This window comes from Streptomyces yongxingensis (assembly GCF_055597465.1).
Window position 1 is genome coordinate 1,720,078 of record NZ_CM145717.1, and the last position, 26,870, is coordinate 1,746,947.

Sequence of the window (26,870 nt, forward strand, 5' to 3'; positions counted from 1 at the left end):
CCGGTCTGGCCGGGGCGGTGGGCCGGAGCGGATCGTCGGTATGCTCGCCGCCATGCCCCTCCCCCCGACAACCACCCCATCCGGGGATGAAACCCCCGTGCGCGGGCGCGATGACGCCTGTCCGGGCGCGCTGCGGCTGCACCCGGCGGACGACGGTTCGCTGGCCCGGATCCGGGTGCCGGGCGGGCTGTTGACGGCCCGTCAGGCGCAGGCGCTGGGGCGGGTGGCCGAGGAGCTGGGCGACGGGCGGCTGGACATCACCTCACGGGGCAATGCGCAGGTGCGCGGCCTGGCGGCGGGGTGCGGCGCGGAGCTGGCGGCCCGGCTGCGGGCGGCCGGACTGCTTCCCTCGGACGACCATGACCGGGTGCGCAACATCGTGGCGTCGCCGCTGTCCGGCCTGGACCGTGGCGGGCACGCCGATGTGGTGGCGTGGGTGCGGGAGTTGGACGCCATGCTGTGCGACGACACGCGCGCCGACACATCGGTGGGGCGCGGGGAATTGTCGGGCTTGTCGGGCAGGTTTCTGTTCGCCCTGGACGATGGGCGTGGCGATGTGGCCGCGTCGGGTGCGGATGTGACATTGATCGCAACGCCTGACGGTGGAGCGGTGCTGCGGGCCGGGGAGCCGCGGGCGGGTGCGGGCGTGGTGAGCGCCACCGCGGGCGGGGCGGCCGTAGGGGGCGACCTCTGGGTGCGGAGCGAGGACGCGGCGCGGGCGGCCGCGCTGGCCGCAGTGGAGTTCCTGGCGAGGGCGCGCGAGAGCGGCACCCGGGCGTGGCGGGTACGCGAACTGCCCGCACAACACGCCGTGACAGCCGACGGCTTGGCCGCGCGACTCGCCGACGCGGGCGTCGAGGCCGTACGGACGAAGCACCGACCAACGGCCTCTGCCGCACCCCCCGCCCCCGGGCTGGTCCCCGGCCCGGACGGGCGCCACGCGCTGTCCGTCGCCCTTCCCCTGGGCCGGGTGAGCGCCGCGCAGTGGCGGTTGCTCGGCGGGCTCGCCTCCCGGAGCGGGGCGGATGAGCTGCGTATGACACCCTGGCGCGGCGTGGTGCTCCCCGGGTTCACCCCGGACGACGCGCGCGGCGCCCTGTCGGAACTGTCCGACGCGGGGCTGGTGACCACGCCGGATTCGCCGTGGCTCGGGGTCGGCGCATGCACGGGACGGCCCGGCTGCGCCAAGTCCCTGGCGGATGTGCGGGCCCACGCGACGCGCATGGTCGCGGGCACGACGCGCACGGACGCGGACACGACGCGCACGGTCGCGGACACGGCGGAAGTGGTAACGGACACCGGACGAGGGGTCGCGGGCGGTTCGGAGCCGCGGCCGATGAGCGGCACGGCGCCCGGCGGCGGCCGCCAGGGCGCGCCCGATCCGCTGCCGGTGTACGTCTCCGGCTGTGAACGGCGCTGCGGTCACCCCGGAGGCCGCTGGGTGGACGCGCTGGCGACCGGCGACACGCGCTATCGGGTCACCGTGCGGGGCGGCGCGAGGGGAGACACGCCAGAGGCGGAGGACGGCGTGGAAGTGACAGCAGAGCAGTTGGCCGGCGCCGTTGCGGCGGCCCGCGGAACGACATGATCGAGGACACCGTGTTCGACTACGAGAAGGACGGGGCGGCCATCTACCGCGCGTCCTTTGCCACCATCCGCGCCGAGGCCGACCTCGGCGGGCTCCCCGCCGACATCAGCCAGGTGGCGGTGCGGATGATCCACGCCTGCGGCATGGTCGACCTGGTCAAGGACCTCGCGTACACCCCCGAGGTGGTCTCCCGGGCCCGCGCCGCGCTGCGGTCCGGCGCGCCCGTGCTCTGCGACGCGCGCATGGTGGCCAGCGGGGTCACCCGCAAGCGGCTGCCCGCCGACAACGAGGTGATCTGCACCCTCTCGGACCCGGCCGTACCGGAGCTGGCGCGGCGCATGGGCACCACGCGCAGCGCCGCCGCGCTGGAGCTGTGGCGGGACCGGCTCGAGGGGGCGGTGGTGGCGGTCGGCAACGCGCCCACGGCGCTGTTCCGGCTGCTGGAGATGATCGAAGAGGGAGGGGCGGGCGCGCCGCGCCCGGCCGCCGTGATCGGCGTGCCGGTGGGCTTCATCGGCGCGGCCGAGTCCAAGGAGGCGCTGGCCGGGCATCCGGCGGCGCTCGACCACCTGGTGGTGCACGGCCGGCGCGGCGGCAGCGCCATCGCCGCGGCCGCGATCAACGCGATAGCGAGCGAGGAAGAGTGAGCGAGCAGCAGACGGGCCGGCTCTACGGTGTGGGGCTCGGTCCCGGCGACCCCTCCCTGATGACCGTACGCGCCGTGGAGGTCATCGCCGCGGCCGATGTCATCGCGTACCACAGCGCCCGGCACGGGCGCAGCATCGCGCGCTCCATCGCCGCGCGCCACCTGCGGCCCGACCACATCGAGGAGCGGCTGGTCTACCCGGTCACCACGGAGACCACCGACCATCCGGGCGGCTATCGCGGCGCGATGGAGGAGTTCTACGCGGACGCGGCCGCACGGCTCGCCGCGCATCTGGACGCGGGGCGCACGGTCGCGGTGCTCGCGGAGGGCGATCCGCTCTTCTACGGCTCGTACATGCACATGCACAAGCGGCTCGCCCACCGCTACCCCACCGAGGTCATCCCCGGTGTCACCTCGGTCAGCGCCGCGGCCGCCCGGCTCGGCACACCGCTGGTGGAGGGCGAGGAGGTACTGACGGTCCTCCCCGGCACCCTGCCGGAGGAGGAGTTGACGGCCCGGCTGGCCACGGCGGACGCGGCGGCCGTGATGAAGCTCGGCCGGACCTTCCCGACGGTGCGCCGGGCGCTGGAGCGGTCGGGACGGCTCGCGGACGCGCGCTATGTGGAGCGCGCCACGATGGACGCGGAGCGGACCGCCCCGCTGGCGGAGGTCGACCCGGAGTCGGTGCCGTACTTCTCGATGGCGGTGCTGCCCAGCCGCGTGGACGCGCCGCACGGCGACCGCGGTGACGGCGGTGACGCGCCGCACGGTGTCAGTGTGGACGCGCCGCACGGCGACCGCGTGGACGCGCCGGGCGGTGCGTCCGGCCGCCCCGGCGAGGTCGTGGTCGTCGGCCTCGGCCCGGCCGGTCCGCTGTGGCTCACCCCCGAGGCGCGCGGCGAGCTGGCCGCCGCCGAGGACCTCGTCGGCTACACCACCTACCTGGACCGGGTGCCGGTACGGCCGGGCCAGCGGCGCCACGCCTCCGACAACAAGGTCGAGGCCGTACGCGCCGAGTTCGCGCTCGACCTGGCCCGGCGGGGCCGGCGTGTCGCCGTGGTCTCCTCGGGCGACCCGGGCGTGTTCGCCATGGCCACCGCCGTCCTGGAGGCCGCCTGCGAGGACCCCTACCGCGAGGTCCCGGTGCGGATCGTCCCCGGTATGACGGCGGCCCACGCGGCCGCCGCCCGGGCCGGCGCCCCGCTCGGCCACGACTACGCGGTGATCTCCCTCTCCGACCGGCTCAAGCCCTGGGAGGTCATCGCCGGGCGACTGCGCGCCGCCGCGGCTGCCGACCTGGTGCTCGCCCTCTACAACCCCGGCTCCCGCAGCCGCGTCTGGCAGGTGGGCAAGGCCCGCGAACTCCTGCTGGAGCACCGCGCCCCCGACACGCCCGTGGTGCTGGGCCGCGACATCGGCGGCCCCGGGGAACGGGTACGAATCGTCCGCCTGGCCGACCTCGACCCGGCCCAGGTCGACATGCGCACGGTCCTCCTCGTCGGCTCCTCCCAGACCCGCACGGTCCGCCGGGGCGACGGCACCGACATCGTCTGGACCCCGCGCCGCTACCCGGAGGCGTAGCGCCCGGAAGGCTCCTGGCGTGCGGCGCCCGGGCTCAGGCCACGGTCGTCCGCAGCCAGGCGGCGGCTTCGGCCGGGGTTTCCGCCACCTGGATGCCCTGGGGGGCGGGTGGGCGGCGGATGACGACGACCGGGAGGGCGGCGGCGCGGGCCGCGGCGAGCTTGGGGGCGGTGGCGTGGGCGCCGCTGTCCTTGGTGACCAGGACCTCGACGCGATGGCGGCGCAGCAGCTCCGCCTCGCCCTCGAGGGTGAACGGGCCGCGGTCGAGGATCACCTCCATCCGGGGCGGTACCGGCGGCTCGGGCGCGTCGACCGAGCGGACCAGGAACCACTGCCCGGTGAGATGGGCGAAGGCGGCCAGGCCCATCCGTCCCGTGGTGAGGAAGATCCGCTCCCCCAGGTCCGGCAGCAGCCGCGCGGCCTCGGCCAGCGAGCCGGCCGAGTGCCAGCGGTCGCCCGGACCGGGGACCCAGCCGGGGCGGCGCAGGGCGAGCAGGGGAACATGGACGTCTGCGGCCGCCCGGGCCGCATGGGAACTGATCGTGTCGGCGAAAGGATGGGTGGCGTCGATGAGCGCGTCCACCTGGTGCTCGCGGAGCCAGCGGGCCATGCCCTCGGCGCCGCCGAACCCGCCGATCCGCACCTGCCCCACGGGCAGCCGCGGCGCGGCGACCCGGCCCGCGAGGGAGCTGGTGACGCGCAGCGCGGGGTCGTCGGCGAGCTCCTCGGCGAGGCGGCGCGCCTCGGTGGTGCCGCCGAGGATGAGCACATGGCGCGCCGGTGCGCTGTTCATCGGGATCGGGTGCCTTTCGTCGTCCGTGCGCCCGTCATCGTATGCGCGGCGGCCCGCCCATGGCTGAGGCGGAGACGACGGCCAAGGCGACCGGGGGGCGGGACGCGCAGCTGGAGCGGTCGGGGCTGCGGCACGGCTGGACCACCGGGGCGTGTGCCACCGCCGCGACCACGGCCGCGTACACCGCGCTGCTGGGCGCGGAGTTCCCCGATCCGGTGACCATCGAACTGCCCAAGGGGCAGCGGCCCGCGTTCGCGCTCGCGGCCGAGGAGCTGACGGCGGGCCGGGCCATGGCAGCGGTCGTCAAGGACGCGGGGGACGATCCGGATGTGACGCATGGCGCGCTGGTCAGGGCCACGGTACGGGTTCTGCCGCCCGGCAGCGGAGTGGTCTTCCGGGCCGGTCCGGGCGTCGGCACGGTCACCCGGCCCGGACTGCCGCTCGCGGTGGGCGAACCGGCCATCAACCCCGTGCCGCGCCGGATGATGCGCGACCACATCGCCTCGGTCGCGGCCCGGTACGGCGGAACCGGTGACGTCGAGATCGAGGTCTCGGTGGACCACGGCGAGGAGATCGCCCGCTCCACCTGGAATCCGCGTCTGGGCATCCTCGGCGGGCTGTCCATCCTCGGCACGACGGGCATCGTGGTGCCCTACTCCTGCTCGGCCTGGATCGACAGCATCCGGCGCGGGGTGGATGTCGCCCGCGCGGCGGGGCGCACGCATGTCGCGGGCTGTACGGGCTCGACGTCCGAGAAGGTGGCGGTGGCCGTGCACGGGCTGCCGCAGGACGCGCTGCTGGACATGGGCGACTTCGCGGGGGCGGTCCTGAAGTATCTGCGCCGCCACCCGGTGGACCGGCTGACGGTCGCCGGCGGCTTCGCCAAGCTCTCCAAACTGGCCGCGGGCCATCTGGACCTGCACTCCTCGCGGTCCCAGGTGGACAAGGGCTTCCTCGCGGAACTGGCCCGCCGGGGAGGGGCCGACGAGGAACTGGCGGAGGCGGTGGCCACGGCCAACACCGGGCTGGAGACGCTGCAGTTGTGCTCCGCCCGTGGCGTCCCCCTCGGCGACCTGGTCGCGGCGGCGACCCGCGACACGGCGCTGGGGGTACTGCGCGGGGCGCCGGTGGCGGTGGACGTGATCTGCGTCGACCGCGCCGGCACGATCGTGGGCCGCGCCGAGCCGCGCGGCCCACTGCGGACCTGACGTCCGTGATGCGCCTGCCGGTCGTTGTCGCCCGCGCGCGAACGCACCGGGAGGGTACTCGCTTGACCTCAACCTCGGTTGAGGTTGGAGGGTGAGGGCACCACGCGGCTCGCTCCTCGCGCGGACCGCCCGGCCTTCATGGAGAACGTCATGTATGCCATCCGACTGCACGCCTTCGGCCCCGCCGAGAACCTTCGCTACGAGAGAACCGACGATCCCTTGCCGGGGCCCGGCCAGGTGCGCGTCGCCGTCGCCGCGGCCGGAGTCCATCTGCTCGACACGGCCCTGCGCGCGGGCGCGTCCTCCCCGGTCCACCCGGAGCCCGAGCTGCCGACGATCCCCGGCCGCGAGGTGGCGGGCACGGTCGACGCGCTCGGCGAGGGCGTCGACCCGGCGTGGCGCGGAAAGCGGGTGGTGGCGCACCTGGGGATGGTGCCGGGTGGGTACGCGGAACTCGCCGTCGTCGGCCAGGAGAAGCTCCACGAGGTGCCGGACGGTCTCGACGAGACGCAGGCCGTCGCGATGATCGGCACCGGCCGGACCACGATGGCGATCCTGCACCTCGCCCAAGTAAGGGCCGAGGACGTGGTGGTGGTCACCGCGGCGGCGGGCGGCATCGGATCGCTGATCGTCCAGTACGCGAAGAACCTCGGCGCGTTCGTCGTCGGGCTCGCGGGCGGTGCGGCGAAGGTCTCACGGGTGCGGGAGCTGGGCGCGGACGTCGCCGCCGACTACACGGCCGAGACCGGTGAGTGGGTGGAGCGGGTGCGTACGGCCCTGGGTGGGCGCGCGGCCACGGTGGTGTTCGACGCGGTCGGCGGAGCGGCGGGTCTGGCGGCGACCGGGCTGCTCGGCAGGGGTGGGCGGCACCTGGTGTACGGGTGGTCGGGGGACGAACCACTGACCTTCGAAGAGGCCGAGCTGGTCGAGCGGGGCATCACGTCGCGGATGGTGCTGGGGCCGGGATGGCTGGATCGGCTGGGCCTCGGTGACGATCCGGTGCGGACGCTGGAGTCGCGGGCCCTGGCGGAGGCCGCCGCGGGCCGGGTCGTGCCGCCGGTGCAGCGGTTCGCGCTGGCGGAGGCCGGTGCGGCGCACGCGGCGCTCGAGGGACGGAGGACGATGGGGAAGGTGGTACTGGTGCCGGAGCCCGGACCGGTTCCGGGACCCGCTCTCGCTCCCGCCCCGTGACGGCTCTTGAAGGCCCGCACGGGCGACTTTCCGCTCACGGGACGTGGGGGCGTTCGCGGGTCGGGGAGTAGAGGTGGCTGTCGGGGAACTGCTGGGCGGCGAGGGTGCGGCCGACGATGATGACCGCCGTTCGCACCACGCCTGCCGCCTTCACCTGGGGCGCGATGTCGTCCAGGGTGCCGCGCAGGACCAGTTCGTCGGGGCGGCCGGCCATGGCGACCACGGCGGCCGGGCAGTCGGCGCCGTAGTGCGGGAGGAGTTCGGCGACGACACGGTCCACGTAGCGGGCGGCCAGGTGCAGGACGAGCAGGGCTCCGCTGCGGCCCAGGGTGGCCAGGTCCTCGCCGTCCGGCATGGGGGTGGCCTGCTGGGCGATGCGGGTGAGGATGACGGTCTGGCCGACGGTCGGGATCGTCAGTTCGCGCTTCAGCGCGGCGGCCGCGGCGGCGAAGGCGGGGACGCCCGGGACCACGTCGTACGGGACGCCGACCGCGTCGAGGCGGCGCATCTGCTCGGCGACGGCGCTGAAGACCGACGGATCGCCGGAGTGGAGGCGGGCCACGTCGTGGCCCGCCTCGTGGGCGGCGACCAGCTCGGCGGTGATCTGGTCCAGGTCGAGCCGGGCGGTGTCGACCAGGCGCGCGTCCGGCGGGCATTCGGCGAGGAGTTCCCGGGGCACCAGGCTGCCCGCGTACAGGCACACCTGGCAGCGGGCCAGGGTCCGGGCGCCGCGCACCGTGATCAGATCGGCGGCGCCGGGGCCCGCGCCGATGAAGTACACCGTCATCGTGTTTCTCCTTGAGCGGCTTCGACGGATCCCCCGGGATCGGCGGCGTCCCCGCCAGGGCCTCGGGAAGCGAGCGGTTTGGTGGCGGACCACTGGGTGACCGGCATCGCCTGCCGCCAGCCGGTGAACCCCCCGACCGGGGTGGCGTGGGAGACGGCGAGGCGGAGGAGGTCGCCGCCGCGGCGGCGGTACCAGTCGGCGAGCAGCGCCTCGGACTCCAGGGTCACGGTGTTGGCCACGATCCTGCCACCCGGCGGCAGGGCCGCCCAGCACGCCTCCAGCACCCCGGGCGCGGTCAGGCCGCCGCCGATGAACACCGCGTCGGGGGTGGGCAGTCCGGCCAGCGCGTCCGGGGCGGCGCCGGTGACGACGGTCAGCCCGGGCACACCGAGCGCGGCGGCGTTGCGGCCGATGCGCTCGGCGCGCACCGGATCGCGTTCGACCGAGACCGCCCGGCAGGTGCGGTGGGCGCGCATCCACTCCACGGCGATCGAACCCGAGCCACCGCCGACGTCCCACAGCAGCTCGCCGGGGGCCGGAGCGAGCGCGGCGAGGGTGGCGGCCCGCACATGGCGCTTGGTCAGCTGGCCGTCGTGGTCGTACGCCCCGTCGGGCAGCCCCGGAACGAGCGACAGCGGCCGGACGCCGTCCGCCGGGGCGCAGTCGACGGCGATGACGTTGAGGGGGTCGCCGGGCGGATGGGGCCACTCCTCGGCCGTGCCCGCCACACACCGCTCCCCCGCGCTCCCCAGTTGCTCCAGCACCCGCATCCGGCTCGGGCCGAAACCGCGCTCCCCGAGCAACCCGGCCACCTCGGCGGGGGTGTGGGCACCCGCGCTGAGCACGAGCAGCCGCCGGCCGGCGTACAGCTCACGGTTCAGCGTGGCCAGGGGGCGGCCGACGAGGCTGACCACCTCGGTCTCCTCCAGCGCCCAGCCGAGCCGCGCACAGGCCAGGGAGACGGACGACGGATGGGGCAGCACCCGCAGCCGCTCGGCGCCCAGCAGCTCGGCCAGGGTGCGGCCGATGCCGAAGAACATGGGGTCGCCGCTGGCCAGCACGGAGATCCGCCGCCCGGTGTGGGCGGCGAACAGCCCGGGGACGGCGGGGCGCAGCGGGGACGGCCAGGGCACCCGTTCGCCGGGGCACTCCGGCGGCAGCAGGCCCAGATGGCGCCGTCCGCCGACGACCACCTCGGCCGTGCGCAGCGCCTCGCGGGCGGCGGGGCCGAGCCCCTCCCAGCCGTCGGCGCCGATGCCGATGACGGTCACGGGGGGAGGCGGCGGGCTCACGGTGGTCACCTTCGCGGGTCGGGGACGGTCCACGAAACTCTACTGACCTGCTACGACGCCCCGGCCCCCGGCTCCCGCTCCAGCCCGTGCCGCTCCACCTCGCGGCCCCGCTCCCCCGTCTGTTCCCCCTCCAACTCCACGCCGTCCCGCTCCCGCTCGCGCTCCAGCTCCGCCAGCGCGAGCAGTTGCTCGACGGTCATGTCCTCGGGGATCGGCACCGGCGCCGGGGTGCGCAGCGGCGGCTGCCAGCCCTCGTCCGGGGCCCAGCGCCGTATGATCCGGGCCGGCGCCCCGGCCACCACGGCGTGGTCGGGCACCTCGCCCCGTACGACCGCGCCCGCCGCGACCACCACATTGCGGCCCAGCCGCGCCCCCGGAAGGATCACCGCGCCCGCGCCCAGCCAGCTGCCGGGGCCGATGTGGACGGGCGCGGAGCGTGGCCACTGGCGGCCGATGGGCTGGTCCGGATCGTCGTAGGAGTGGTTGTCGCTGGTCACATAGACGTACGGGCCGCAGAAGACATCGTCGCCGAACTCCACGCGCACGGAGGCGATCACATGGCTGCCCCGGCCCAGCACCACACCGTTGCCGATGCGCAGCACCGGCTCGGGGCCGAGGTCCACACCGGGCATCATGCCGGCGGTGAGGGTCACCTGCTCGCCGATGACGCAGTGCTCTCCGAGCTCGATCCACGGTTCGCCGAAGAGGGTGCCCTGGGGGAACGCCAGCCGGGTGCCGACGCCGATGCGGCCGAAGCGGTACGGGCCGGGGCGCTCGGCGGTCACCGCGCCGGCCCGCTGCACGGCGCGCCATCCACGGTGGACCAGACGGGAAGTGACACGTCCGCACCAGCCCCGCCAGGATGAGAACACGTTCTCGTTCTTCGGCATTCGCCCACCGTATCGGCCCATCGGGAGACCGTCTCCACCGGAGACCGTCCCCTCGGGAGAGCGTCCGCCTCACCTCGGCGTCCCGGGCCCACTCCCCCGCCCCGGCGCCTCGCGCAGGACGCAGTCGCCGCACAACCCGCCGCCCGGCACCCGGTAGTAGAGGCAGCAGGTGCGGCGCCGGTAGCCGAGCGGCGCGGTGCTCAGGGTGCCGGCGTCACGCAGCGGCGGGTGGTCGAGCTGGGCGCGCGCCAGCTCGACGGCCCGGTCCGCCGCCCCGGCGCGGCCGTGCGCCCGGCACCAGTCGTGCAGCACCCGCAGCGAACCGGCCAGCGCCGAGGCCGCGTTGCCCCACAGCAGCCGCCCCGAGACCCGGTATGCCCGCTCGACGGCGTGGTGCAGCGGCATCAGATGGGCGAACGCCGCGGTGCCCACGTGACCGGCGAGTCCTCCTGGTTCGCCCATCACCGACGGCGCGCCGGGCCACCACAGATCGTCGGGGGCGACACGCCCGGGGTTCCACCACAGCCGGTCGGGCCGGAGAAGGGACACCTCGCCGGAGAGGGCCGCCGGGCCGAGCGCGAGCGACCACACCCGGGCGGCGAGCCCCTGGAAGACCAGCGAGGCCGCGACCCTCGTCTCATCGGTGCGCAAGGAAGCGGCGACCGCCTCGACACGGGCGCGCAACACCGGCCCGGCGGCGCCCGTGCCGGTCAGCCGGTACGCCTCGCCGATCCGCGCGTACCCCTCCGCACCGGGATCGCCGCCGCCGGTGCGGAGCGCGAAGAACGGCCCGACCCGCGCCGCGTCCGGCAGCGGCGCCTCATCCACCGTCGGCCGGGGCCTGGAACACTCCACCGTCCGCCGGGCCCTGGAACGCCGCCAGCAGCCGGTCCGCCGCCAGCGTGGCCGTCAGCGCGCCCTCGCGGACCCGCTGTTCCAGCTCGGGCCCGAGCCGCCGCACCTCGGGGTGGGCGTGCAGCCGCGCGAGCAGTTGGTCGCGCACCATCGACCAGGTCCAGTCCACCTGCTGGTCGCGCCGCTTGGTGCGCAGCGCGCCCGTGGCCTCCAGCACCCGGCGGTGCTGCTCAAGGCGCTCCCACACCACGTCGAGCCCGGTGGACTCGCGGGCGCTGCAGGTGAGCACCGGCGGGTTCCAGGGCGCGTCCGGCGGCTGCAACAGCCGTAGCGCGCCCGCCAGTTCACGGGCCGCCGACTTCGCGTCCCGCGCGTGCGGTCCGTCGGCCTTGTTGATGGTGACCACGTCGGCCAGCTCCAGGACGCCCTTCTTGATGCCCTGGAGCTGATCGCCAGTGCGGGCCAGGGAGAGCAGCAGGAAGGAGTCGACCATATTGGCCACCGCGGTCTCGGACTGGCCCACGCCCACGGTCTCCACCAGCACCACGTCATAGCCCGCGGCCTCCATGACGACCATGGACTCGCGGGTGGCGCGGGCGACCCCGCCCAGCGTCCCGGCGCTGGGCGAGGGCCGTACGAAGGCGCCTGGGTCGACCGCCAGCCGCTCCATCCGGGTCTTGTCGCCCAGGATGGAGCCGCCGGTGCGGGTCGACGAGGGGTCGACGGCCAGGACCGCGACCTTGTGGCCGACCCCGGTGAGCATGGTGCCCAGGGCGTCGATGAAGGTGGACTTGCCCACCCCTGGCACCCCGCTGATGCCGATCCGCCGGGCCCCGCCGGTGTGCGGGAGCAGCTCCACCAGCAGCCGCTGGGCGAGGTCGTGGTGGTCGGGGCGGGTGGACTCGACGAGCGTGATCGCACGCGCGATGTACGCGCGCTTGCCGTCGAGCACGCCCTTGGCATACTCCTCGATGTCGATCGTCCGCGGCATTACAGCTCGTGGCCGAGATCGGCGGCCAGCTTCCGTACCAGGTCGTGGGCGGCGTCCGGGATGACCGTGCCCGGCAGGAAGACGGCGGCGGCGCCCGCCTCGTGCAGGGTCTGGACGTCCTGCGGCGGGATGACCCCGCCGACCACGATGGTGATGTCCTCGCGCCCCGCCTCGGCCAGCTGCTCGCGCAGCGCGGGCACCAGGGTGAGGTGGCCGGCCGCGAGCGACGACACGCCGACGATGTGCACATCGGCCTCCACCGCCTGCCGCGCGACCTCCTCGGGGGTCTGGAACAGCGGGCCGACGTCGACGTCGAAGCCCAGGTCGGCGAAGGCGGTGGCGATCACCTTCTGGCCGCGGTCATGTCCGTCCTGGCCCATCTTGGCGACCAGGATGCGGGGGCGGCGGCCCTCCTCGCGCTCGAACGCCTCGACCAGCGTGCGGGTGCGGTCCACGCCGGACGACGGTCCGGCCTCGTCTCGGTACACACCGGAGATCGTACGGATCTGGCCGGAGTGGCGGCCATAGACCTTCTCCAGCGCGTCGGAGATCTCGCCGACGGTGGCCTTGGCGCGGGCGGCGTCCACGGCCAGCGCCAGCAGATTGCCCTCCAGGCCCGCGCCAGGGCCGGACTCGGCGGCCGCGGTCAGGGCGCGCAGCGCGTCCTGGCAGACGGCCTCGTCGCGCTCGGCGCGCAGCCGCCGCAGCTTCTCGATCTGCTGGGCGCGCACCACGGAGTTGTCGACCGCGCGGACCTCGATCGCCTCATCGCTGTCGACCCGGTACTTGTTGACGCCGATCACCGGCTGGCGCCCGGAGTCGATCCGCGCCTGGGTGCGGGCCGCGGCCTCCTCGACGCGCAGCTTGGGGATGCCCGCGTCGATGGCCTTGGCCATGCCGCCGGCCGCCTCGACCTCCTCGATGTGCTGCCAGGCCCGCCGCGCCAGGTCGTACGTCAGCTTCTCGACGTACGCGCTGCCGCCCCAGGGGTCGATGACCCGGGTGGTGCCCGACTCCTGCTGGAGCAGGATCTGGGTGTTGCGGGCGATGCGCGCGGAGAAGTCGGTGGGCAGCGCGAGCGCCTCGTCCAGGGCGTTGGTGTGCAGCGACTGGGTGTGGCCCTGGGTGGCGGCCATGGCCTCCACACAGGTGCGCGCCACGTTGTTGTAGACGTCCTGGGCGGTCAGCGACCAGCCGGAGGTCTGCGAATGGGTGCGCAGGCTGAGCGACTTGGGGTTCTTCGGGTCGAACTGCTTGACCAGCTTGGCCCACAGCAGCCGCGCCGCCCGCAGCTTGGCGATCTCCATGAAGAAGTTCATGCCGATGGCCCAGAAGAACGACAGCCGGGGCGCGAAGGCGTCCACGTCCATCCCGGCGTCCAGACCGGCCCGCAGGTACTCCACACCGTCGGCGAGGGTGTACGCCAGCTCCAGATCGGCCGTGGCTCCGGCCTCCTGGATGTGGTAGCCGGAGATGGAGATGGAGTTGTAGCGCGGCATCCGCTGCGAGGTGAAGGCGAAGATGTCGGAGATGATCCGCATCGACGGCTGCGGCGGATAGATGTAGGTGTTGCGGACCATGAACTCCTTGAGGATGTCGTTCTGAATGGTCCCGGCCAGCTTCTCGGGCGGTACGCCCTGCTCCTCGGCGGCCACGATGTAGAGCGCGAGCACGGGCAGCACCGCGCCGTTCATCGTCATCGACACGCTCATCCGGTCCAGCGGGATGCCGTCGAAGAGCTGCCGCATGTCGTAGATGGAGTCGATGGCCACGCCCGCCATGCCGACGTCACCGGTGACCCGGGGGTGGTCGCTGTCGTAGCCCCGGTGGGTGGGCAGGTCGAAGGCGACCGACAGGCCCTTCTGGCCGGCCGCGAGGTTGCGGCGGTAGAAGGCGTTGGACTCCTCGGCGGTGGAGAAGCCCGCGTACTGCCGGATGGTCCAGGGCTGGTTGACGTACATCGTCGGGTACGGGCCGCGCAGATAGGGCGCGGCGCCGGGGTAGGTGCCCAGGAAGTCGACGCCCTCGAGGTCCTCGGCGGTGTAGAGCGGTTTGACCCCGATGCCCTCGGGGGTGTCCCACACCAGGTCCTCCACGCCCTTGCCCACGCCGTTCTGGAACGCGGCGGCCCAGTCACCGGAGCTGGGCACCGGGCCTTCGGCCGGTCCGTCCAGATCGACCGCCGAGAAGTCCGGGATCTTCCCGGGCTCGGCCGGAGAGCCCGTCATCACGCCACCCCCATGGTGTCCAGAGCCGAGGAGAGCACCTCGACCGCGTCGCAGCCCGCGAAGACGTATCCGTCCACTCCGGCCCGCTCGTACTCTTCTTGTTGTGTCCCCGGCCGTCCGGCCAGGTAGACCCGGGTCGCCCCGGCCGCCTTCAGCCGCTCGGCCACGGCGGCCGCCTCCTCCGCGTACAGCTTGTCGCTGGAGCACAGGCAGGCCACGCGGGCGCCGCTGGCGGTGAACGCCTCGGCGACCGTCTCCGCGGTCACCGTGACCGGCTCGTGGACCGCCTCGATCCCGCCCGCCTGGAAGAGGTTGGAGGCGAAGGAGGCGCGGGCGGTGTGCGCGGCGGCGGGGCCCAGCGCGGCCAGGAAGATCCGGGGCCGGCCGCCCTCGGCCGCCAGATGGGCGTCGGAGCGGGTGCGCAGCGCCTCGTACGCCTCGTCGCGGCGCACCCTCGGCAGTCCGCCGCCGGGCGGCTCGGGCGCGGGCTCGCGCTCGACGGGCCGCTCGGCGAGGTTCGGGAACTCGCTGACGCCGGTGATCGGCTCCTTGCGGCGGGCGAGGGCGCGGCCGCGGCGGGCCCAGGTCTCGGCGAGCCGGTCGCGCACCAGCCCGGAGGCGAGGGCCGCGGCCATGCCCCCGGCGCGCTCGATCTCCTGGAACCAGGCCCAGGCGGCGCGGGCGACGTCGTCGGTGAGCTTCTCGACGTACCAGGAGCCGCCGGCCGGGTCGATCACCCGGGCCAGATGCGACTCCTCCAGCAGGATCGTGGAGGTGTTGCGGGCGATGCGCCGGGAGAAGTCGTCGGGGAGGCCGATGGCGCTGTCGAAGGGCAGCACGGTGACCGCGTCCGCGCCGCCGACGCCGGCGGCGAGGGCGGCCACGGTGGTGCGCAGCATGTTCACCCAGGGGTCGCGCCGGGTCATCATCACCGTCGAGGTCACCGCGTGCTGGCGCTGGGCGCGCGCCTGGGAGGGCGCGCCGCACGCCTGCGCCACGCGCGCCCACAGGCGCCGTGCGGCCCGGAACTTGGCGATGGTGAGGAACTGGTCGGCGGTGGCCGCGTAGCGGAACTCCAGCTGCGCGCAGGCGGCTTCGATGCTCAGCCCCTCCGCGGTGAGGGTGCGCAGATACGCCACGGCGGCGGCGAGGGAGCAGCCGAGCTCCTGGGCGGCCCCGGCGCCCGCCTCGTGGTACGGCAGCGCGTCCACGGCGAAGGCGCGCACCCCCGGGTGGTCGCGGTCGCAGGTCAGCGCGAGGTCGGCGGCGGCGGCCAGCTGCCCGGCGAGGCCCTCGTCGCGCCCGGTGCGGGCCGCGAGCCCCAGCGGGTCCGCGCCGAGGTTGCCGAGCGCGGCGCCGGGGGGCACCTCGCGGCCGGCGTAGAGCCGCAGCAGGGCGCGGGCGGCGTCCTCGAAGTCGGCGCCCGCGTCGAGGGCGACGGTGGCGAGGTCGAGATAGACCCCCTTGAGCGCCTCGGGCAGGGCGTCCACGGGCACCCCGGCCGCGCCGACGGCGAGCCACACCGAACCGGCGCCGTTCTCCAGGTCGGCGAGGATCGCCTGGTTGGTGCGCGCCGGATCGGGGTGGGCGTGGCGCTGTCGTACGTCCCAGCCGGACACGGCGGAGCCCTCGGCCCGGCCGCCGCGCACGAAGGGCGCGAAGCCGGGGAATCCGGCGTCCTCGGGGGCGTCGTCGGCGGTGTAGAGGGGCTGGACGGTGATTCCGTCCTCGAGCGCGGTCGCGAGGGCCTCTTCGGCCTCGGCGCCCACGGCGTCCGAGGTGCCGGTTTTACGCAGCACGCCTTCGACGAGGTGGCGCCACTGGTCTCGCGTCACTTCCGGGAAATCGTCGGCTAGGGGAAGCCCGTCGGGCAGGACCGTCATAGGAGGAGGCTAATGGGGTCCGCTAAAGCCGGAGCAGTGATGAGGGCTGTGAGCTTACTCTCTAGTGATCTCAGGGGTGAGCCCTAGGGATTTCAGGGGTAGCGGCCGCCCACGGCCGGGGTGCGGGACGTGTACCCGGTCCGTTGCCGACGACTGGGGCATGACGACTCGTACCCGACCCGGACACACAGAGGCCCGCCCGGTGCGACGGGGGATGCACACCGGGCGGGCTCGAAGACCTTTTTACCGCATCGGCGGGGGGTTATGCATCAAAAACCTGTTCGCTTCCCCCGATCACCATGCGACAGGCAGCGAGATCAGGCCACGTGCGCGGATCGACGGCCGCCACCGGAGCTGGTCCCTCGGGACGTCCAGCCGCAGCCCTGGGAAACGGTGAAGGAGCGCGGCCAGAGCGGTTTCCGTCTCCATTCGGGCCAGCGGCGCGCCGAGGCAGTAGTGGATGCCATGGCCGAGCGCAAGGTGACCGGACCGGCCAAGATGTGGATTGAACTCGTCCGGATCCTTGAAGTGGGCCGGGTCACGGTGGGCCGAGGCCGCCGACAGCAGCACCGTCTCCCCGGCGGGGATGGTCACTCCGCCGATCTCGATGTCCTCCAGCGGGAAGCGGCGGATCCCCAGCGACGCCGGGCCCTCGTACCGCGCCAGCTCGTCGAAGGCGGCCGCGAGACCGCTCGGATCCTCGCGCAGCTCCTGGAGGACCGTGGGGTGGTCGAGCAGGGTGAGCACCGCATTGGCGATGAGGTGGACGGTGTTCTCGTAGCCCGCGAGGAGGATGAGGAAGGCGAGCGAGGTCAGTTCGTCCTCGCTGAGCCTGCCGTCGCCGCCCCCGTCCCCGGCCTCGTCGTCACGGACCCGGATCAGATCCGAGAGCAGATCGTCCGCGGGCTCGGCGCGCTTCTTCGCGATCAGCTCGGTGTAGAAGCGCAGCATGCTGCCGACCGCTTCCTTCGCCGCCCGCGGCCGCGCCGGATCGGGGGTGATCAGGGCGTCGCTCCAGGCCCGGAAGTCGCGCCGGTCGCGCTGCGGGACGCCGAGCAGATCGCAGATGACGATGATGGGCAACTGCCCGGCGTAGGCGGCCAGGAGGTCCGCGCGGCCGTGGGGCTCGATGGCGTCGAGCAGCTCCTCGGCGACCCGCCGGACCGGTTCGCGCATCTTCTCCACGCGGCCGGGGGTGAACGCCTTGACCACCAGCCGGCGCACCCGGGTGTGGTCCGGCGGGTCCATGTTGAGCAGATTGGCGTCGAGGGCGGGCGGCAGGGAGAAGCCGCTGAAGCTGCCCGGCGCGGCATGGCGCTTGTCCAGGGCGAGGCGCGGGTCGGCGAACAGCCGCCGCACATCCTCGTAACGGGTCACCAGCCAGGCGGGGCGCCCGTCGGTGCCGGGGATCCGATGGACCGGGCCGGCCTCGCGCAGCTTGGCCAGGGCCGGGTAGAGGTCCTCGATCAGCGGGGCGGTGTCAACGAGCTCCGGGCCGTCCGTTCCGGCGGCGTTCGCGGTGTTCTGCATGGATCCCGACTCTAGGCCGTGGCGTCTCCGGTGCCTGGACGGGTGGGCCATTCCAGCCCGTCCAGGCGATGTGCACGCCGGTGATGAATGGTGGTGGCCGGGAGGCGGCGCCGGGGCTGAATCTCCCCGGCGCCGCCTGTGCCACGGGCGGCCCCGACCCCCGTCCAGGGCCACCTCGTCTGTGATCCCCCCGTTCACCGCCGCTGGGCGGCGGTCTCCTCTCTCAGTTCCTCGAGCACCTCGTCCACCAGCGGCAGGTGGTAGACGTCGGCGACGCGGGCCAGATGCTCGTGCTCCTCCACCAGTTCGGCCCCTGTCGTCACCACCACGCTGTCCGCCGCGGACGCCGGCACATGTCCTTCTGCTTGATTCAGCAAACCGCGTCTGAGCGCCGCTGCCTCCACTACGGCAGCAAGTTGCCAATCGTCGAGTCGCGCCGCGCCGCCCTTGACATGCGCGATCTCCAGCGCGCGGGCTTCCACATGACGCCGTACGCCGCGCTGGACGTCCCGGATCTCCGCCATCTGACGGTTGGCCCGCCACTCCAGGTCCGCGAACGGCCACCAGCCGGTCCAGCGGGAGTGCCCCATGGACACCTCGGGGGCCTGCGCGGTGACCTCCCGCCACAGCGGCCGCAGCCTCCGGAAGCGACGCCACGCGGAGGCCCGCGGCCCCACGGCGGGGATGGCGAAACCGGCCAGCACCAGGAGCGCCGCGACCGAGGCGGTCAGCGGGGCCACTCCGTTGGAGAGCCAGTACAGCTCATGGCCCGCCCAGGAGAAGACGAAACCGATCAGCTTGCAGGCACAGTACGCCAGTCCCAGCCAGCATCCGGCGGCCAGCACCCGCAGCCCCCGGGCCAGCCATGAGCCGCGCAGGCTGGCGGCATAGCGCGGGCACAGGATGCCGAGCCCCGCCAGACCGGCCCCGAAAATGGCCAGATACAGCACCAGGAAGAGGACCACTCCGGGGGCGTCGGCGTAGGCGGTGCTGAAGTCGCGGGGGTGCTCCACGGCATCCGGACGGCCCACCGCGAAGCCGACGACGGCCACGGTCCACGCCACGGCCACGGCGGCGACCACCGCGCGGGGCGGCACCGCGGAGCCCGTCCAGCGCAGCAGCAGCACCAGGGCGCCGGTGGCGAACACCACGACGGAGGAGTAGAGGAAGACCATGGCGAGATTGGCGACGCCCACCAGCCCGTCGAACCAGCGGTAGACGCTGGGCGCGGAGAGCAGGAACACATTCGCCACGGCCGCGGTCATCACACACGCCAGGCCGAGATCGGCGTTGGCCCGGTCACGGAACCAGGCTCGGGCCTTGTAGCCGGCCATCGCCCAGGCGGCGGCGCCGAAGCACAGATAGACGAGGTCAAACACCGGTGTCACCGCCCGGTTCACCGCGTACGCCACCGGTACGGTCAGCCCCGTCGGTGCGCACATGGCGCAGCGCCGGGCCCAGCGCCGCGGCGAGTTCGGCCGCCCGGCCCCGGAGCGGCAGCCCGGGGTCCGGCGAGGTCGGCACCACACGCTCCATCAGGAGGGTGCCCAGCACCTCGGTCTCGCGCTCGGTGAGGTTGTCGTAAGCGTGGTGGCGGGCGAAGTCCGGGGTCATCCCCAGCCGGCGCATCGCGGTGGTCACGTCGACCGACGGCGTCCACATCCGCAGCGCGTCCTCGGTGACCGCCGGGTCCTGCTCGTGTCCGAGCAGCAGATGGCCGATTTCATGCAGCACGATATGGATCTGGTGCCAGGGGGACGTCCGGAGCTCGTAGAAGATCCAGTAGCCCTCGTCGGTGGAGGCGGTCATGCCCGAGACCACACCGCCCAGGCTCATCGGCACCAGATGGACGGGGCGTCCGACGCGGCGGGCCACGAGGTCGCACAGACCGGGCAAGTCGGTCGAGGCGGGCAGCCCGAGCTCCTTGATGAGCTGCTTGCACCGCCGCCGCATCCGGCCCACTCGCATGCCTGTACCACCCTCGTTTCCGGTGCGCCGCCAGGAGGAGAACAGTTCCGGGTCATCGACGGCCATTCGTCGCCTCGCCGTCCGGACCGCCCGGACCGTCCGCCCCTCCGGCGCCGTTCGTACCGGGCGGCTCGGGCGGAAGGTTCATCTGCTGCCGGAACTGGGAGATGATCGTGGTGAGACTGTCCTGGACCTCTGGCGGGAGGCCCACGGAGCGCAGCGCGATGCTTCGGACCCGCTTGTCGCGCATCGCGACGAGGAACCGTACCTCCTCCTCGACCCGCTCCGCCTGCGAAGGCGACAGATCGCCCAGCAGATAACCGACGGGCACGGCGAAGAACTTGGCCAGCGCCCGCAGCACATCCGGGCTGGGGTTGGTGCGCCTGCCGTTGCGCAGCATCGACAGATACTGCTCGGTCAGGCTCACCCCGCCGTACTCCTCGCCGCCGCTGATCTCCTCGGCGACATGCGCGTTGGTGTACGGCGCGCCCGGCGGGTGCATGGTGGTGAACAGGTAGTTGAGCCGGTCCGCCAGCGGGCTGCCGTCGGCGTCCGGTGACCTGTCGGCACCCGCTGCCATCTGCGCCCCCTCACGGCTGCTCCCGGGCTCGCACACCCTCACGGTTGGTTAAGGCGGACGACGCCGCGCGATGCATCCTGCCATGTGCCACGCGCGGTACACCAGCCCGGTCCCGCATCACGGGGGTGGAGGACTTAACTACCAGTTGGTAGCTGAGCCAGAAGGGTGATCCGTCAGGCGAGGGAGGCGACCGGTCGACGGCCGGGATGTCCGCTTGTTGCCAGCGGCCGCGGCCGGGGGACCGGTGTCCTCCCTCGCTCTCAGCGCATGCGCCGGGCCATCAGTCCACGCTCTGGAGGATGTGCGGCTCGGCGAGGTCGTCCTCGTAACCGGCGAGTCGGATCGGCGCGGAACGCGCCCATACCTCCAGACTGCCCACCTCGGCGGCCTGCACGAACCGCCCGCTGTTATCGGCGCGCGCGTCGTCGCTCTGTGTGTGTTCGGGGGTCACCGCACACTCCCTCGTGTCGGCCGAACCGGATCTGTCGTCAGATTAACCAGCGCCTGAACGCTCCGCGCGTCGATTCTCAGGGAGTGGACAACGAGCCGCCGTCGGGACCGCGTTCCGCACCCGGTGGCCGCGGGGAGCCATCCGTGGTGAGCTGGTACGTACGAGTCCCACCGAACGCGTCTCACGTGGTGGACAGCGCGGCATCCCGGGCGACATGGCCGTCGGGGCGCGCCAGGACCGTCCGTCGCCCCGCCCAGCCGTCATGGGTGGTGGTCGGGCGCGCGGTCACGGCCCGTATCCGGTCCGGGCTCCCGGCGATCGCCTCGGCGGCGGCGCGGGCGTCGCCCGGCCCTCGTCCCGTATCGCCGTCCGCGCCGAGGTGAAGGCGTCCTGGAGCCCCACATTGAGGCCCTGGCCACCCATGGGCATGTGCATATGCGCCGCGTCCCCGGCGAGCAGGACGCGGCCGTCGCGGTAGCGGGCGGCCTGCCGGGCGGAACGCCACGTCCACCTCGGCGCCGTCCGCGTCCTGGCGCACCGCCAGCGCCCGGTGCCGCCGGCGGATCTCCCCGCCCAGCGCCCGCAGCCGCTCCTCCAGCAGCTGCTCGGTGCGGAGCTGCGGCAGGACCAGCGTGTACGGGAAGCGGGTGTCCAGTACGGAGAAGTCCAGCCGGACCGGCAGCCCGCCGTAGTGCCCGGTGGGCACGGGCACGCCCTCGCGGACGAACGGCTCGGCGAGACCGCGCATCGCCAGTACCTCCAGGCCGCGCGGATGCGGGGTCAGCGCCTTGGAGCGCGGGCTGCGGGCGGCCGCGCGCTCGATCACGGTGACGTCCACGCCCACCAGCCGCAGCTCGGCGGCGAGCAGCAGCCCCACGTAGAGTTGATCCTGGATCAAGACGCAAGCGGAGGGAGAGCGACGGCATGGGCCTGGACCGCACGGCCGTGGTGACGGCGGCACTGGAACTGCTGGACGAGGCGGGGCTGGACAAGCTCACGATGCGCAAGGTCGCCGAGCGGCTCGGAGTGCAGCTCAACACCGTCTACTGGCACGCCTCCAGCAAGCCCCGGCTGCTGGAGCTGATGGCCGACGCGATGCTCGAGGGATGCGCCGACGCACCTCTCCCGGAGCCCTGGGACGAACGGGCGCGGACGCTCGCCCACCGCTATCGCGCCGCGCTGCTCTCCCGCCGCGACGGCGCCCGGGTCGTGGCCGGGAGGTATGTCGCCGAGGAGCACACCCTGCGCTTCGCGGACGCCATGACGGGCGCGTTCCTCAGCGGTGGCCACGGCCCCGCGGAAGCGGGCTGGCGGACCTGGTCGCTGGTGTACTTCACCCTCGGTCTGACCCAGGAGGAGCAGGCCGCCCAGGGCATCCGCGGCATGGAGCCACTGCTGCGGGCGGCCACCGCCGAGCGCTTCCCCTCCCTCGCCGCGGTCACGGAACACTTCGGCGACTTCGAGCACCGCTTCCGGCATGGCGTCGGGCTGATCGTCGGGGGGAGGGAAGCGAGCGCGTAACCCGCCCGCTTCCGGGTCAGGAGATCCGAGGTCTTGCCGCGCCCACCCTCGCGTGGGCGCCTTTTCCGCCTGCCGCCCCTGCTGTCCATCCGATGTTTATGACGCCCGAGGGGTTCCGGTTCCGCGATGAGGGCTGCATCATGCCCGAGGGGTTCAGATCGAGGAACCTCAGGCATGTACGTGACCGCCGCACGCGCCCCGCCGCCCCCGCTGAAGAACGCCCGCACCCCGGTTCACACCCCTGGAGCGTCATGTCATCCGCACCCACCAGAAGGACCGTCGTCGGCACCGCCATGGCCGCGGGCGCCGCCGCCGGACTCGCCGGCCCGGCCACCGCGTACGCCGCCGAGCCGCAGGCCCCCACCGCGGCCGTCCGCCCTGCGGGGGACCCCTGGGCCACGGTCCTCGCCGACGCCGACCTGGTGTGGCAGAAGATGCCGCAGACCTGGTACGAGGGCCCCTTCCTCGGGAACGCCCTGCTCGGCTCGGGCATCTACGCCGAGCCGGGCGACGGACACGCGGTGCGCTTCAATGTGCAGCACAGCGAGGTCCAGGACCACCGGCCGGAGTTCGGCTCCCTCTTCGGGCTCGCGCGGCTGCCCATCGGGTACTTCACCCTGGAGCCGGTCGGTGCCATCACCGCCGTCGACTGGCGGCTGCGGCTGCGCGACGCCGAGCTGACCGGGACCATCACCACCGACCAGGGCACGCTCACCCTCCGCGCCCTGGTCCACAACGCACGCTCCGTCATGGCCATCGAGGTGACCCCGACCTCCGGTGAGGCCGCGTTCCGCTGGGTGTTCCACCCCGCCGAGGCCATCAGCCCGCGGGTGGACTTCAAACCCGTCCCCGAGGGCTACACCGGCAACCCCCCGGCCGTCGTCGAGGACCACCACGGCGTCCAGGCCGCCGTGCAGCCGCTGCTCGCCGGCGGACAGCATGTGACGGCCTGGCGGGAGCGGACCCGCGCCGGGCGGCGGACGCTGTACGTCACCGTGGCCCACTCCCACCCCAAGCGCACCGCGCGCGACCGCGCGCTGAAGGACATCGGGTCCGCCTCGGCGCTCTCCTACGACGCCCTCGCGCCCTCCCATCGCGCCTGGTGGCACGCCTACTACCGGAAGAGCTTCCTCTCCCTCCCCGACGCCCGGCTGCAGCGCTTCTACTGGATCCAGCTCTACAAGGTGGCCGCGGCCGCGCGCGCCGACGCCCCCGTGATGGCCACCTCGGGGCCCTGGCTGGAGTCCACCCCGTGGCCCGCCACCTGGTGGAACCTCAATGTGCAGCTGGAGTACTGGCTGATCCACGGCTCCAACCACCTCGAACTCGACGCGGTGACCCGGGCGCTGAGCGAATTCCGCGACAACCTCTCCAACCAGCTCGACGCCCCGTACCGCAAGGACTCGGCGGGCATCCCCCGCACCACCGACATCCACCTGGTCAACGGCGGCGCCGTGGGAGGTGGCGGCTACGCGGTCGGCATCCCCGGCCAGGACCCGCCCACCCCCGAGGTCGGCAACCTCACCTGGGCGCTGCACAACGTGTGGCTGACCTACCGCCACACCATGGACGAGTCGGTGCTGCGCGATGTGGTCCATCCGCTGCTGCGCAAAGCCGTCGCCTACTACCTCCACTTCCTCACCCCCGGCAGCGACGGCAAGCTGCACCTGCCCGCCACCTTCTCGCCCGAGTACGGCGTCAACGCGCCCGACTGCAACTACGACCTGATGCTGCTGCGCTGGGGCTGCGCCACCCTCCTGGACTCGGCCCGGATCCTCGGCATCAAGGACCCCTCCGCGCCGCGCTGGCGGGAGGTGCTGGCCAAGCTCACCCCGTACCCCGTCGACGAGAACGGCTTCATGATCGGCGCGGGCGTGCCCTTCGCCAAGTCCCACCGCCACTACTCCCATATGCTCGCCGTCTATCCGCTGTACGAGGTCACCTGGGAGGACCCCGCCAAGCGCGAGCTGATCGAGACCTCCCTCAACCACTGGGTCGGCTTCGAGGGCGCGCTCCAGGGCTACACCTTCACCGGCGCCGCCTCGATGTCCGCGCAGATGGGGCGTGGTGAGGACGCGCTCAAGTACCTCGGTGAGCTGATGCGCCGCTTCATCCAGCCGAACACCATGTACAAGGAGTCCGGCCCGGTCATCGAGACGCCGCTGTCCGCCGCGCAGTCGCTGCACGACATGGTGTGCCAGAGCTGGGGCGGGGTGATCCGGGTCTTCCCCGCGCTGCCCGCCGCCTGGGGCGAGCTGATGGTCCACGACTTCCGCACCCAGGGCGCCTTCCTGCTGAGCGCCGCCCGCGAGAGCGGCCGGACCCGCTGGGTGCGGCTGCGCAGCGAGGCGGGCGCGCCCTGTGTCGTACGGCACTCCCTCGACGGGCCCATCGAGGTGCGGGACGGGCGCGGGCGGCGGCTGCCGTACGAGGCCGTGGGCGCGGGCGCGATCCGGATCGCGCTCACCAGGGGCCAGGAGGCGATCATCACCGCCCGCGGCGACCGCCCGGACCTGACGGTCCGCCCGGTCGAAGCGGGCGAGTCCGCGCCGCGCTGGGGACTCCCCGCGTCCTGACCACCATCGCCCCCGGCGGTACGATCAAGGCGAACTGCCGGGGGAGGATGGCGTGTGGCAGCTGGGGAGCCTCGAGACCGAGGTGATGGAGAGCGTATGGGCGGCGGACGGGCCGGTGTCCGTGCGCCAGATCGCGAGCGCGCTCAACGGGCAGCGATCCCGGCCCCTCGCGTACACCACCGTGATGACCACGATGGACAAGCTGCACCGCAAGCGGTGGCTCACCCGTACCCGTGACGGACGCCGCTATGTGTACGAGCCGAGCGCGAGCCGTGAGGCGTGCGCGGCCCGCATCATCACCCGTGTCCTGAACGACAGCGGAAGCCCTGAGGCGGTGCTGATGCATTTCGTGGGGCAGTTGGAGGCCAGCGGCTCGGCCGAGCTGCAGGCGGCCGTGCGCAGGGTACTGGCCACCGAGGAATGATCGGCGCCGCTCTGTTCGCCGGGTTCGTCCTGGTGTCGGGGGTCCTGGCGCCACTGGCCCTGCGGGACGCCCGCTGGCCCGAGCGCTGGCCCCGGCTGGCCGTGGGGGCCTGGCTGGCCCTGGTGTGCACGGCCCTGTCCGGGGTCACGGCCCTCGGTCTCACCGCGGCGGCCCGTCTGGTGGGGTACGACACCTTCCTGGGGGTGGGACCCGAATGCTGGACCCTGGTGTGGGGGCGGCCCGGGTCCTGGGCCGTCGTGCCCATGGCGATCGTGGCCGTGGTGGGGGTGTTGGCGCTGCCGGGCGCCGTCTGCTCGGTCGCGCTGGCGCTGGTGCGGGACGCGCACGGCCGCCGTGTGCACCTGGGCGAACTGAACCGGGCCGCCGGTGAGTCGCCGCCGAGGCCCCCGGTGCGCGGCGCTGCGCGCCGGGTGCGCACCGTTGTGGTGGACGATCCGCGGCCGGCGGCGTACTGCCTGCCCGGGCGCGGCGGCCGGATTGTGGTGACCAGCGGCGCGGTGCGGGTGCTCTCGGCGGTCTCGCTCGCGGCCGTGGTCGAGCATGAACTCTCGCATCTGCGCGCGCGTCACCAGCAGATGCTGGTCGGGTTGGCCGCTCTGGAGCGCCTGCCGCGCTGGGTGCCGCTGGCGGCGGCGCGGCCTGCCGTGGCGCGTGTGGTGGAGATGGCCGCGGACGACGCCGCAGCGCGCCGCTATGGACGGGGCGCGGTGGCCCAGGGGCTGGCGAACCTCGTCGCGGCGTCGGTGCGCTCGGTCCGGCTGCAGGCGGCGGCCCGGGACGTGGCGCTGCGGATCAACCGTCTGAGCGGCCGCCACCCCGCCACGGGCCCGTGGCAGTGGGTGGCCCTGACGGCCGGGCTCGCGATGACGGCCATCGGTCCCGTGGCGCTCACGGCCGGTCTCTGGACGCTGTGTTGCTGACGCCGCGCCCCGCTCCGGGCGGGCCCGAGGACGTCCCCGGGCCCGATCAGGTGGCTCCTCGCGCCGGTGACATCAGCGGCCGGCGCGCCGCGGGGCCCGCGGCGCCTGGTGCGGGGGCGCCTCCTCAGCGGTGGCCGGGGGCGCCGCGCCAGACGTCGCGGGCCCGCGAAGCCGGGCAGCGCTCATAGGGCCCCTCAGCCGGCCCGGACGGCCTGGGTGCGCAGCAGTCCGCTGCGCAGGGCGATCGCGACGGCCGTGGTGCGGTTCTGGCAGTTGAGCTTGGCCAGGATACTGGCCACATGGCGCTTGACACCATGCTCGGTGATGCCCATGTCGCGGGCGATCTGACGGTTGCTCAGCCCCTGGGCCAGGGCGCACAGCGTCTGCGTCTCACGTTCGGTGAGCCGGGGCCTGCGCACCTCGCCGCCCGTCGAGCCGGAGGCGAGGTGGAGGATGTGGCGCATGGTCTCCGGGGAGACGGCCACCGTGCCGCGCCCGCGCGCGGTCAGCACCTCGGGCGCCGCGGGGCCGCTCAGGTCCTCGACCCGGACCACCGCGTCGGCGAGCACACCGTCGACCGCGCCGAGCCGCCCTTGCGCCAAGGAGTTGAGCACGAGGACGACATGGGTCGTCGGATCGGCCAGCAGCGGAGCCAGCAAGGACAGCTCCGGCAGGTCGACCGCCGAGGACAGAACCAGCGTGAGCGGCCGCGTCAGCTGATCGGCGGGCACATGGGCCACGGATGCCGTGGAGGTGACCGAACCGGCGCGGCCGTCGGCCTCCAGCAGCCGTCTGAGCAGGGCCCGGGAGGCGGGTTCGGGATCCACCAGAAGGATCCGCCGACTGTCCGTTAATTCACTACAAGGATGCCCTTGCACATGTCCTCCCCGTCTGCGCGGCGACCCCCGGCCGCGTCAGCGGAAACTACTATTGATCACCGTAGTTG

General features: G+C 73.7%; 23 protein-coding genes and 2 pseudogenes. 9 read left to right on the top strand and 16 right to left on the bottom strand.

Going from position 1 to position 26,870, the window contains the following annotated elements; all coding sequences use genetic code 11:
* Window positions 1–40: 40 nt before the first annotated feature.
* The 3 genes from ACZ6TD_RS06745 to ACZ6TD_RS06755 are packed head-to-tail and all read left to right on the top strand — an operon-like array spanning window position 41 to window position 3,815.
* Window positions 41–1,588, top strand: a complete 1,548-nt coding sequence (locus ACZ6TD_RS06745; RefSeq protein ID WP_471351588.1) for a nitrite reductase — start codon at window positions 41–43, stop codon at window positions 1,586–1,588.
* On the top strand, window positions 1,585–2,235 hold the full coding sequence (locus tag ACZ6TD_RS06750; RefSeq protein WP_360067355.1) for a precorrin-8X methylmutase: 651 nt from the start codon (window positions 1,585–1,587) through the stop codon (window positions 2,233–2,235). Before ACZ6TD_RS06745 ends, ACZ6TD_RS06750 begins: the two co-directional genes overlap by 4 nt.
* Window positions 2,232–3,815 (top strand): precorrin-2 C(20)-methyltransferase, encoded by a 1,584-nt coding sequence (locus tag ACZ6TD_RS06755; protein ID WP_471351589.1) that lies wholly within the window; start codon window positions 2,232–2,234, stop codon window positions 3,813–3,815. Before ACZ6TD_RS06750 ends, ACZ6TD_RS06755 begins: the two co-directional genes overlap by 4 nt.
* Before the next feature lie 34 nt (window positions 3,816–3,849).
* On the opposite strand, the gene ACZ6TD_RS06760 is transcribed toward ACZ6TD_RS06755, so the two are convergent.
* Complete coding sequence (locus tag ACZ6TD_RS06760) at window positions 3,850–4,608, bottom strand: cobalt-precorrin-6A reductase (RefSeq protein ID WP_471351590.1); 759 nt, start codon at window positions 4,606–4,608, stop codon at window positions 3,850–3,852.
* 59 nt (window positions 4,609–4,667) lie between these two features.
* Between ACZ6TD_RS06760 and ACZ6TD_RS06765 the strand changes: the two genes are divergently transcribed.
* Together ACZ6TD_RS06765 and ACZ6TD_RS06770 are read left to right on the top strand one after the other, a co-directional pair.
* On the top strand, window positions 4,668–5,816 hold the full coding sequence (locus ACZ6TD_RS06765) for a cobalt-precorrin-5B (C(1))-methyltransferase (RefSeq protein ID WP_471351592.1): 1,149 nt from the start codon (window positions 4,668–4,670) through the stop codon (window positions 5,814–5,816).
* A gap of 150 nt (window positions 5,817–5,966) precedes the next feature.
* Complete coding sequence (locus ACZ6TD_RS06770; protein ID WP_471351593.1) at window positions 5,967–7,007, top strand: zinc-binding dehydrogenase; 1,041 nt, start codon at window positions 5,967–5,969, stop codon at window positions 7,005–7,007.
* 34 nt (window positions 7,008–7,041) lie between these two features.
* On the opposite strand, the gene cobM is transcribed toward ACZ6TD_RS06770, so the two are convergent.
* From cobM to ACZ6TD_RS06840, 14 genes and pseudogenes are all read right to left on the bottom strand, one after another.
* On the bottom strand, window positions 7,042–7,794 hold the full coding sequence (gene cobM, locus ACZ6TD_RS06775) for a precorrin-4 C(11)-methyltransferase (RefSeq protein ID WP_471351594.1): 753 nt from the start codon (window positions 7,792–7,794) through the stop codon (window positions 7,042–7,044).
* The gene (gene cbiE, locus ACZ6TD_RS06780) at window positions 7,791–9,086 is read right to left on the bottom strand and encodes a precorrin-6y C5,15-methyltransferase (decarboxylating) subunit CbiE (RefSeq protein ID WP_471351596.1); all 1,296 of its coding nucleotides are present in this window, start codon (window positions 9,084–9,086) and stop codon (window positions 7,791–7,793) included. The genes cobM and cbiE overlap by 4 nt, the downstream gene beginning before the upstream one ends.
* Before the next feature lie 50 nt (window positions 9,087–9,136).
* On the bottom strand, window positions 9,137–9,976 hold the full coding sequence (locus ACZ6TD_RS06785) for an acyltransferase (RefSeq protein ID WP_471351597.1): 840 nt from the start codon (window positions 9,974–9,976) through the stop codon (window positions 9,137–9,139).
* Window positions 9,977–10,045: 69 nt separating this feature from the next.
* A complete protein-coding gene (locus ACZ6TD_RS06790; protein WP_471351599.1) occupies window positions 10,046–10,804 on the bottom strand; it encodes a (2Fe-2S)-binding protein in 759 nt (252 codons plus the stop codon).
* Entirely contained in the window at window positions 10,797–11,822 is a 1,026-nt protein-coding gene (gene meaB / locus ACZ6TD_RS06795; protein WP_471351600.1) for a methylmalonyl Co-A mutase-associated GTPase MeaB, read from the bottom strand. The genes ACZ6TD_RS06790 and meaB overlap by 8 nt, the downstream gene beginning before the upstream one ends.
* A complete protein-coding gene (scpA, locus tag ACZ6TD_RS06800; RefSeq protein ID WP_471351601.1) occupies window positions 11,822–14,050 on the bottom strand; it encodes a methylmalonyl-CoA mutase in 2,229 nt (742 codons plus the stop codon). Before scpA ends, meaB begins: the two co-directional genes overlap by 1 nt.
* Complete coding sequence (gene mutA, locus ACZ6TD_RS06805; protein WP_471351602.1) at window positions 14,050–15,933, bottom strand: methylmalonyl-CoA mutase small subunit; 1,884 nt, start codon at window positions 15,931–15,933, stop codon at window positions 14,050–14,052. Before mutA ends, scpA begins: the two co-directional genes overlap by 1 nt.
* Window positions 15,934–16,227: 294 nt before the next feature.
* The gene (locus ACZ6TD_RS06810) at window positions 16,228–17,463 is read right to left on the bottom strand and encodes a cytochrome P450 family protein (RefSeq protein ID WP_471351603.1); all 1,236 of its coding nucleotides are present in this window, start codon (window positions 17,461–17,463) and stop codon (window positions 16,228–16,230) included.
* A 194-nt stretch (window positions 17,464–17,657) separates the two neighbouring features.
* Window positions 17,658–18,842 carry an MAB_1171c family putative transporter gene (locus ACZ6TD_RS06815; RefSeq protein WP_471357524.1) on the bottom strand — a complete coding sequence of 395 codons (1,185 nt, stop codon included), beginning with the start codon at window positions 18,840–18,842 and terminating at the stop codon, window positions 17,658–17,660.
* Entirely contained in the window at window positions 18,835–19,497 is a 663-nt protein-coding gene (locus tag ACZ6TD_RS06820) for an ImmA/IrrE family metallo-endopeptidase (protein WP_471351604.1), read from the bottom strand. Before ACZ6TD_RS06820 ends, ACZ6TD_RS06815 begins: the two co-directional genes overlap by 8 nt.
* A complete protein-coding gene (locus tag ACZ6TD_RS06825) occupies window positions 19,484–20,011 on the bottom strand; it encodes a helix-turn-helix domain-containing protein (RefSeq protein ID WP_471351605.1) in 528 nt (175 codons plus the stop codon). Before ACZ6TD_RS06825 ends, ACZ6TD_RS06820 begins: the two co-directional genes overlap by 14 nt.
* Window positions 20,012–20,291: 280 nt before the next feature.
* Window positions 20,292–20,462 carry a hypothetical protein gene (locus ACZ6TD_RS06830; RefSeq protein WP_191066641.1) on the bottom strand — a complete coding sequence of 57 codons (171 nt, stop codon included), beginning with the start codon at window positions 20,460–20,462 and terminating at the stop codon, window positions 20,292–20,294.
* A gap of 381 nt (window positions 20,463–20,843) precedes the next feature.
* Window positions 20,844–20,978: pseudogene (locus ACZ6TD_RS06835) on the bottom strand (FAD-dependent monooxygenase); the annotation flags it as partial.
* Window positions 20,979–21,006: 28 nt separating this feature from the next.
* Window positions 21,007–21,423: pseudogene (locus ACZ6TD_RS06840) on the bottom strand (FAD-dependent monooxygenase); the annotation flags it as partial.
* On the opposite strand from ACZ6TD_RS06840, the gene ACZ6TD_RS06845 reads away from it, so the two are divergent.
* From ACZ6TD_RS06845 to ACZ6TD_RS06860, 4 genes are all read left to right on the top strand, one after another.
* Entirely contained in the window at window positions 21,387–21,983 is a 597-nt protein-coding gene (locus tag ACZ6TD_RS06845) for a TetR/AcrR family transcriptional regulator C-terminal domain-containing protein (RefSeq protein WP_471351608.1), read from the top strand. The pseudogene ACZ6TD_RS06840 and the gene ACZ6TD_RS06845 sit on opposite strands and share 37 nt — an antisense overlap.
* Window positions 21,984–22,234: 251 nt before the next feature.
* Entirely contained in the window at window positions 22,235–24,559 is a 2,325-nt protein-coding gene (locus tag ACZ6TD_RS06850; protein WP_471351609.1) for a glycosyl hydrolase family 95 catalytic domain-containing protein, read from the top strand.
* Between the two features lie 52 nt (window positions 24,560–24,611).
* A complete protein-coding gene (locus tag ACZ6TD_RS06855) occupies window positions 24,612–24,983 on the top strand; it encodes a BlaI/MecI/CopY family transcriptional regulator (protein WP_471351610.1) in 372 nt (123 codons plus the stop codon).
* Window positions 24,980–25,924, top strand: coding sequence for a M48 family metalloprotease (locus tag ACZ6TD_RS06860; RefSeq protein WP_471351612.1), 945 nt, complete (start codon window positions 24,980–24,982; stop codon window positions 25,922–25,924). Before ACZ6TD_RS06855 ends, ACZ6TD_RS06860 begins: the two co-directional genes overlap by 4 nt.
* 194 nt (window positions 25,925–26,118) lie before the next feature.
* On the opposite strand, the gene ACZ6TD_RS06865 is transcribed toward ACZ6TD_RS06860, so the two are convergent.
* Window positions 26,119–26,751: a helix-turn-helix transcriptional regulator gene (locus ACZ6TD_RS06865; RefSeq protein WP_471351613.1), complete on the bottom strand. Its 633-nt coding sequence runs from the start codon at window positions 26,749–26,751 to the stop codon at window positions 26,119–26,121.
* Between the last annotated feature and the right edge of the window lie 119 nt (window positions 26,752–26,870).

Excerpts from the sequence above, each read along its gene's own strand:
- ACZ6TD_RS06745 (WP_471351588.1), top strand. The coding sequence starts at position 41 with ATGCTCGCCGCCATGCCCCTCCCCCCGACAACCACCCCATCCGGGGAT.
- ACZ6TD_RS06750 (WP_360067355.1), top strand. The coding sequence starts at position 1,585 with ATGATCGAGGACACCGTGTTCGACTACGAGAAGGACGGGGCGGCCATC.
- ACZ6TD_RS06760 (WP_471351590.1), bottom strand. The coding sequence starts at position 4,608 with ATGAACAGCGCACCGGCGCGCCATGTGCTCATCCTCGGCGGCACCACC.
- ACZ6TD_RS06765 (WP_471351592.1), top strand. The coding sequence starts at position 4,668 with ATGGCTGAGGCGGAGACGACGGCCAAGGCGACCGGGGGGCGGGACGCG.
- ACZ6TD_RS06770 (WP_471351593.1), top strand. The coding sequence starts at position 5,967 with ATGTATGCCATCCGACTGCACGCCTTCGGCCCCGCCGAGAACCTTCGC.
- cobM (WP_471351594.1), bottom strand. The coding sequence starts at position 7,794 with ATGACGGTGTACTTCATCGGCGCGGGCCCCGGCGCCGCCGATCTGATC.
- ACZ6TD_RS06785 (WP_471351597.1), bottom strand. The coding sequence starts at position 9,976 with ATGCCGAAGAACGAGAACGTGTTCTCATCCTGGCGGGGCTGGTGCGGA.
- meaB (WP_471351600.1), bottom strand. The coding sequence starts at position 11,822 with ATGCCGCGGACGATCGACATCGAGGAGTATGCCAAGGGCGTGCTCGAC.
- scpA (WP_471351601.1), bottom strand. The coding sequence starts at position 14,050 with ATGACGGGCTCTCCGGCCGAGCCCGGGAAGATCCCGGACTTCTCGGCG.
- mutA (WP_471351602.1), bottom strand. The coding sequence starts at position 15,933 with ATGACGGTCCTGCCCGACGGGCTTCCCCTAGCCGACGATTTCCCGGAA.
- ACZ6TD_RS06810 (WP_471351603.1), bottom strand. The coding sequence starts at position 17,463 with ATGCAGAACACCGCGAACGCCGCCGGAACGGACGGCCCGGAGCTCGTT.
- ACZ6TD_RS06820 (WP_471351604.1), bottom strand. The coding sequence starts at position 19,497 with ATGGCCGTCGATGACCCGGAACTGTTCTCCTCCTGGCGGCGCACCGGA.
- ACZ6TD_RS06825 (WP_471351605.1), bottom strand. The coding sequence starts at position 20,011 with ATGGCAGCGGGTGCCGACAGGTCACCGGACGCCGACGGCAGCCCGCTG.
- ACZ6TD_RS06845 (WP_471351608.1), top strand. The coding sequence starts at position 21,387 with ATGGGCCTGGACCGCACGGCCGTGGTGACGGCGGCACTGGAACTGCTG.
- ACZ6TD_RS06850 (WP_471351609.1), top strand. The coding sequence starts at position 22,235 with ATGTCATCCGCACCCACCAGAAGGACCGTCGTCGGCACCGCCATGGCC.
- ACZ6TD_RS06860 (WP_471351612.1), top strand. The coding sequence starts at position 24,980 with ATGATCGGCGCCGCTCTGTTCGCCGGGTTCGTCCTGGTGTCGGGGGTC.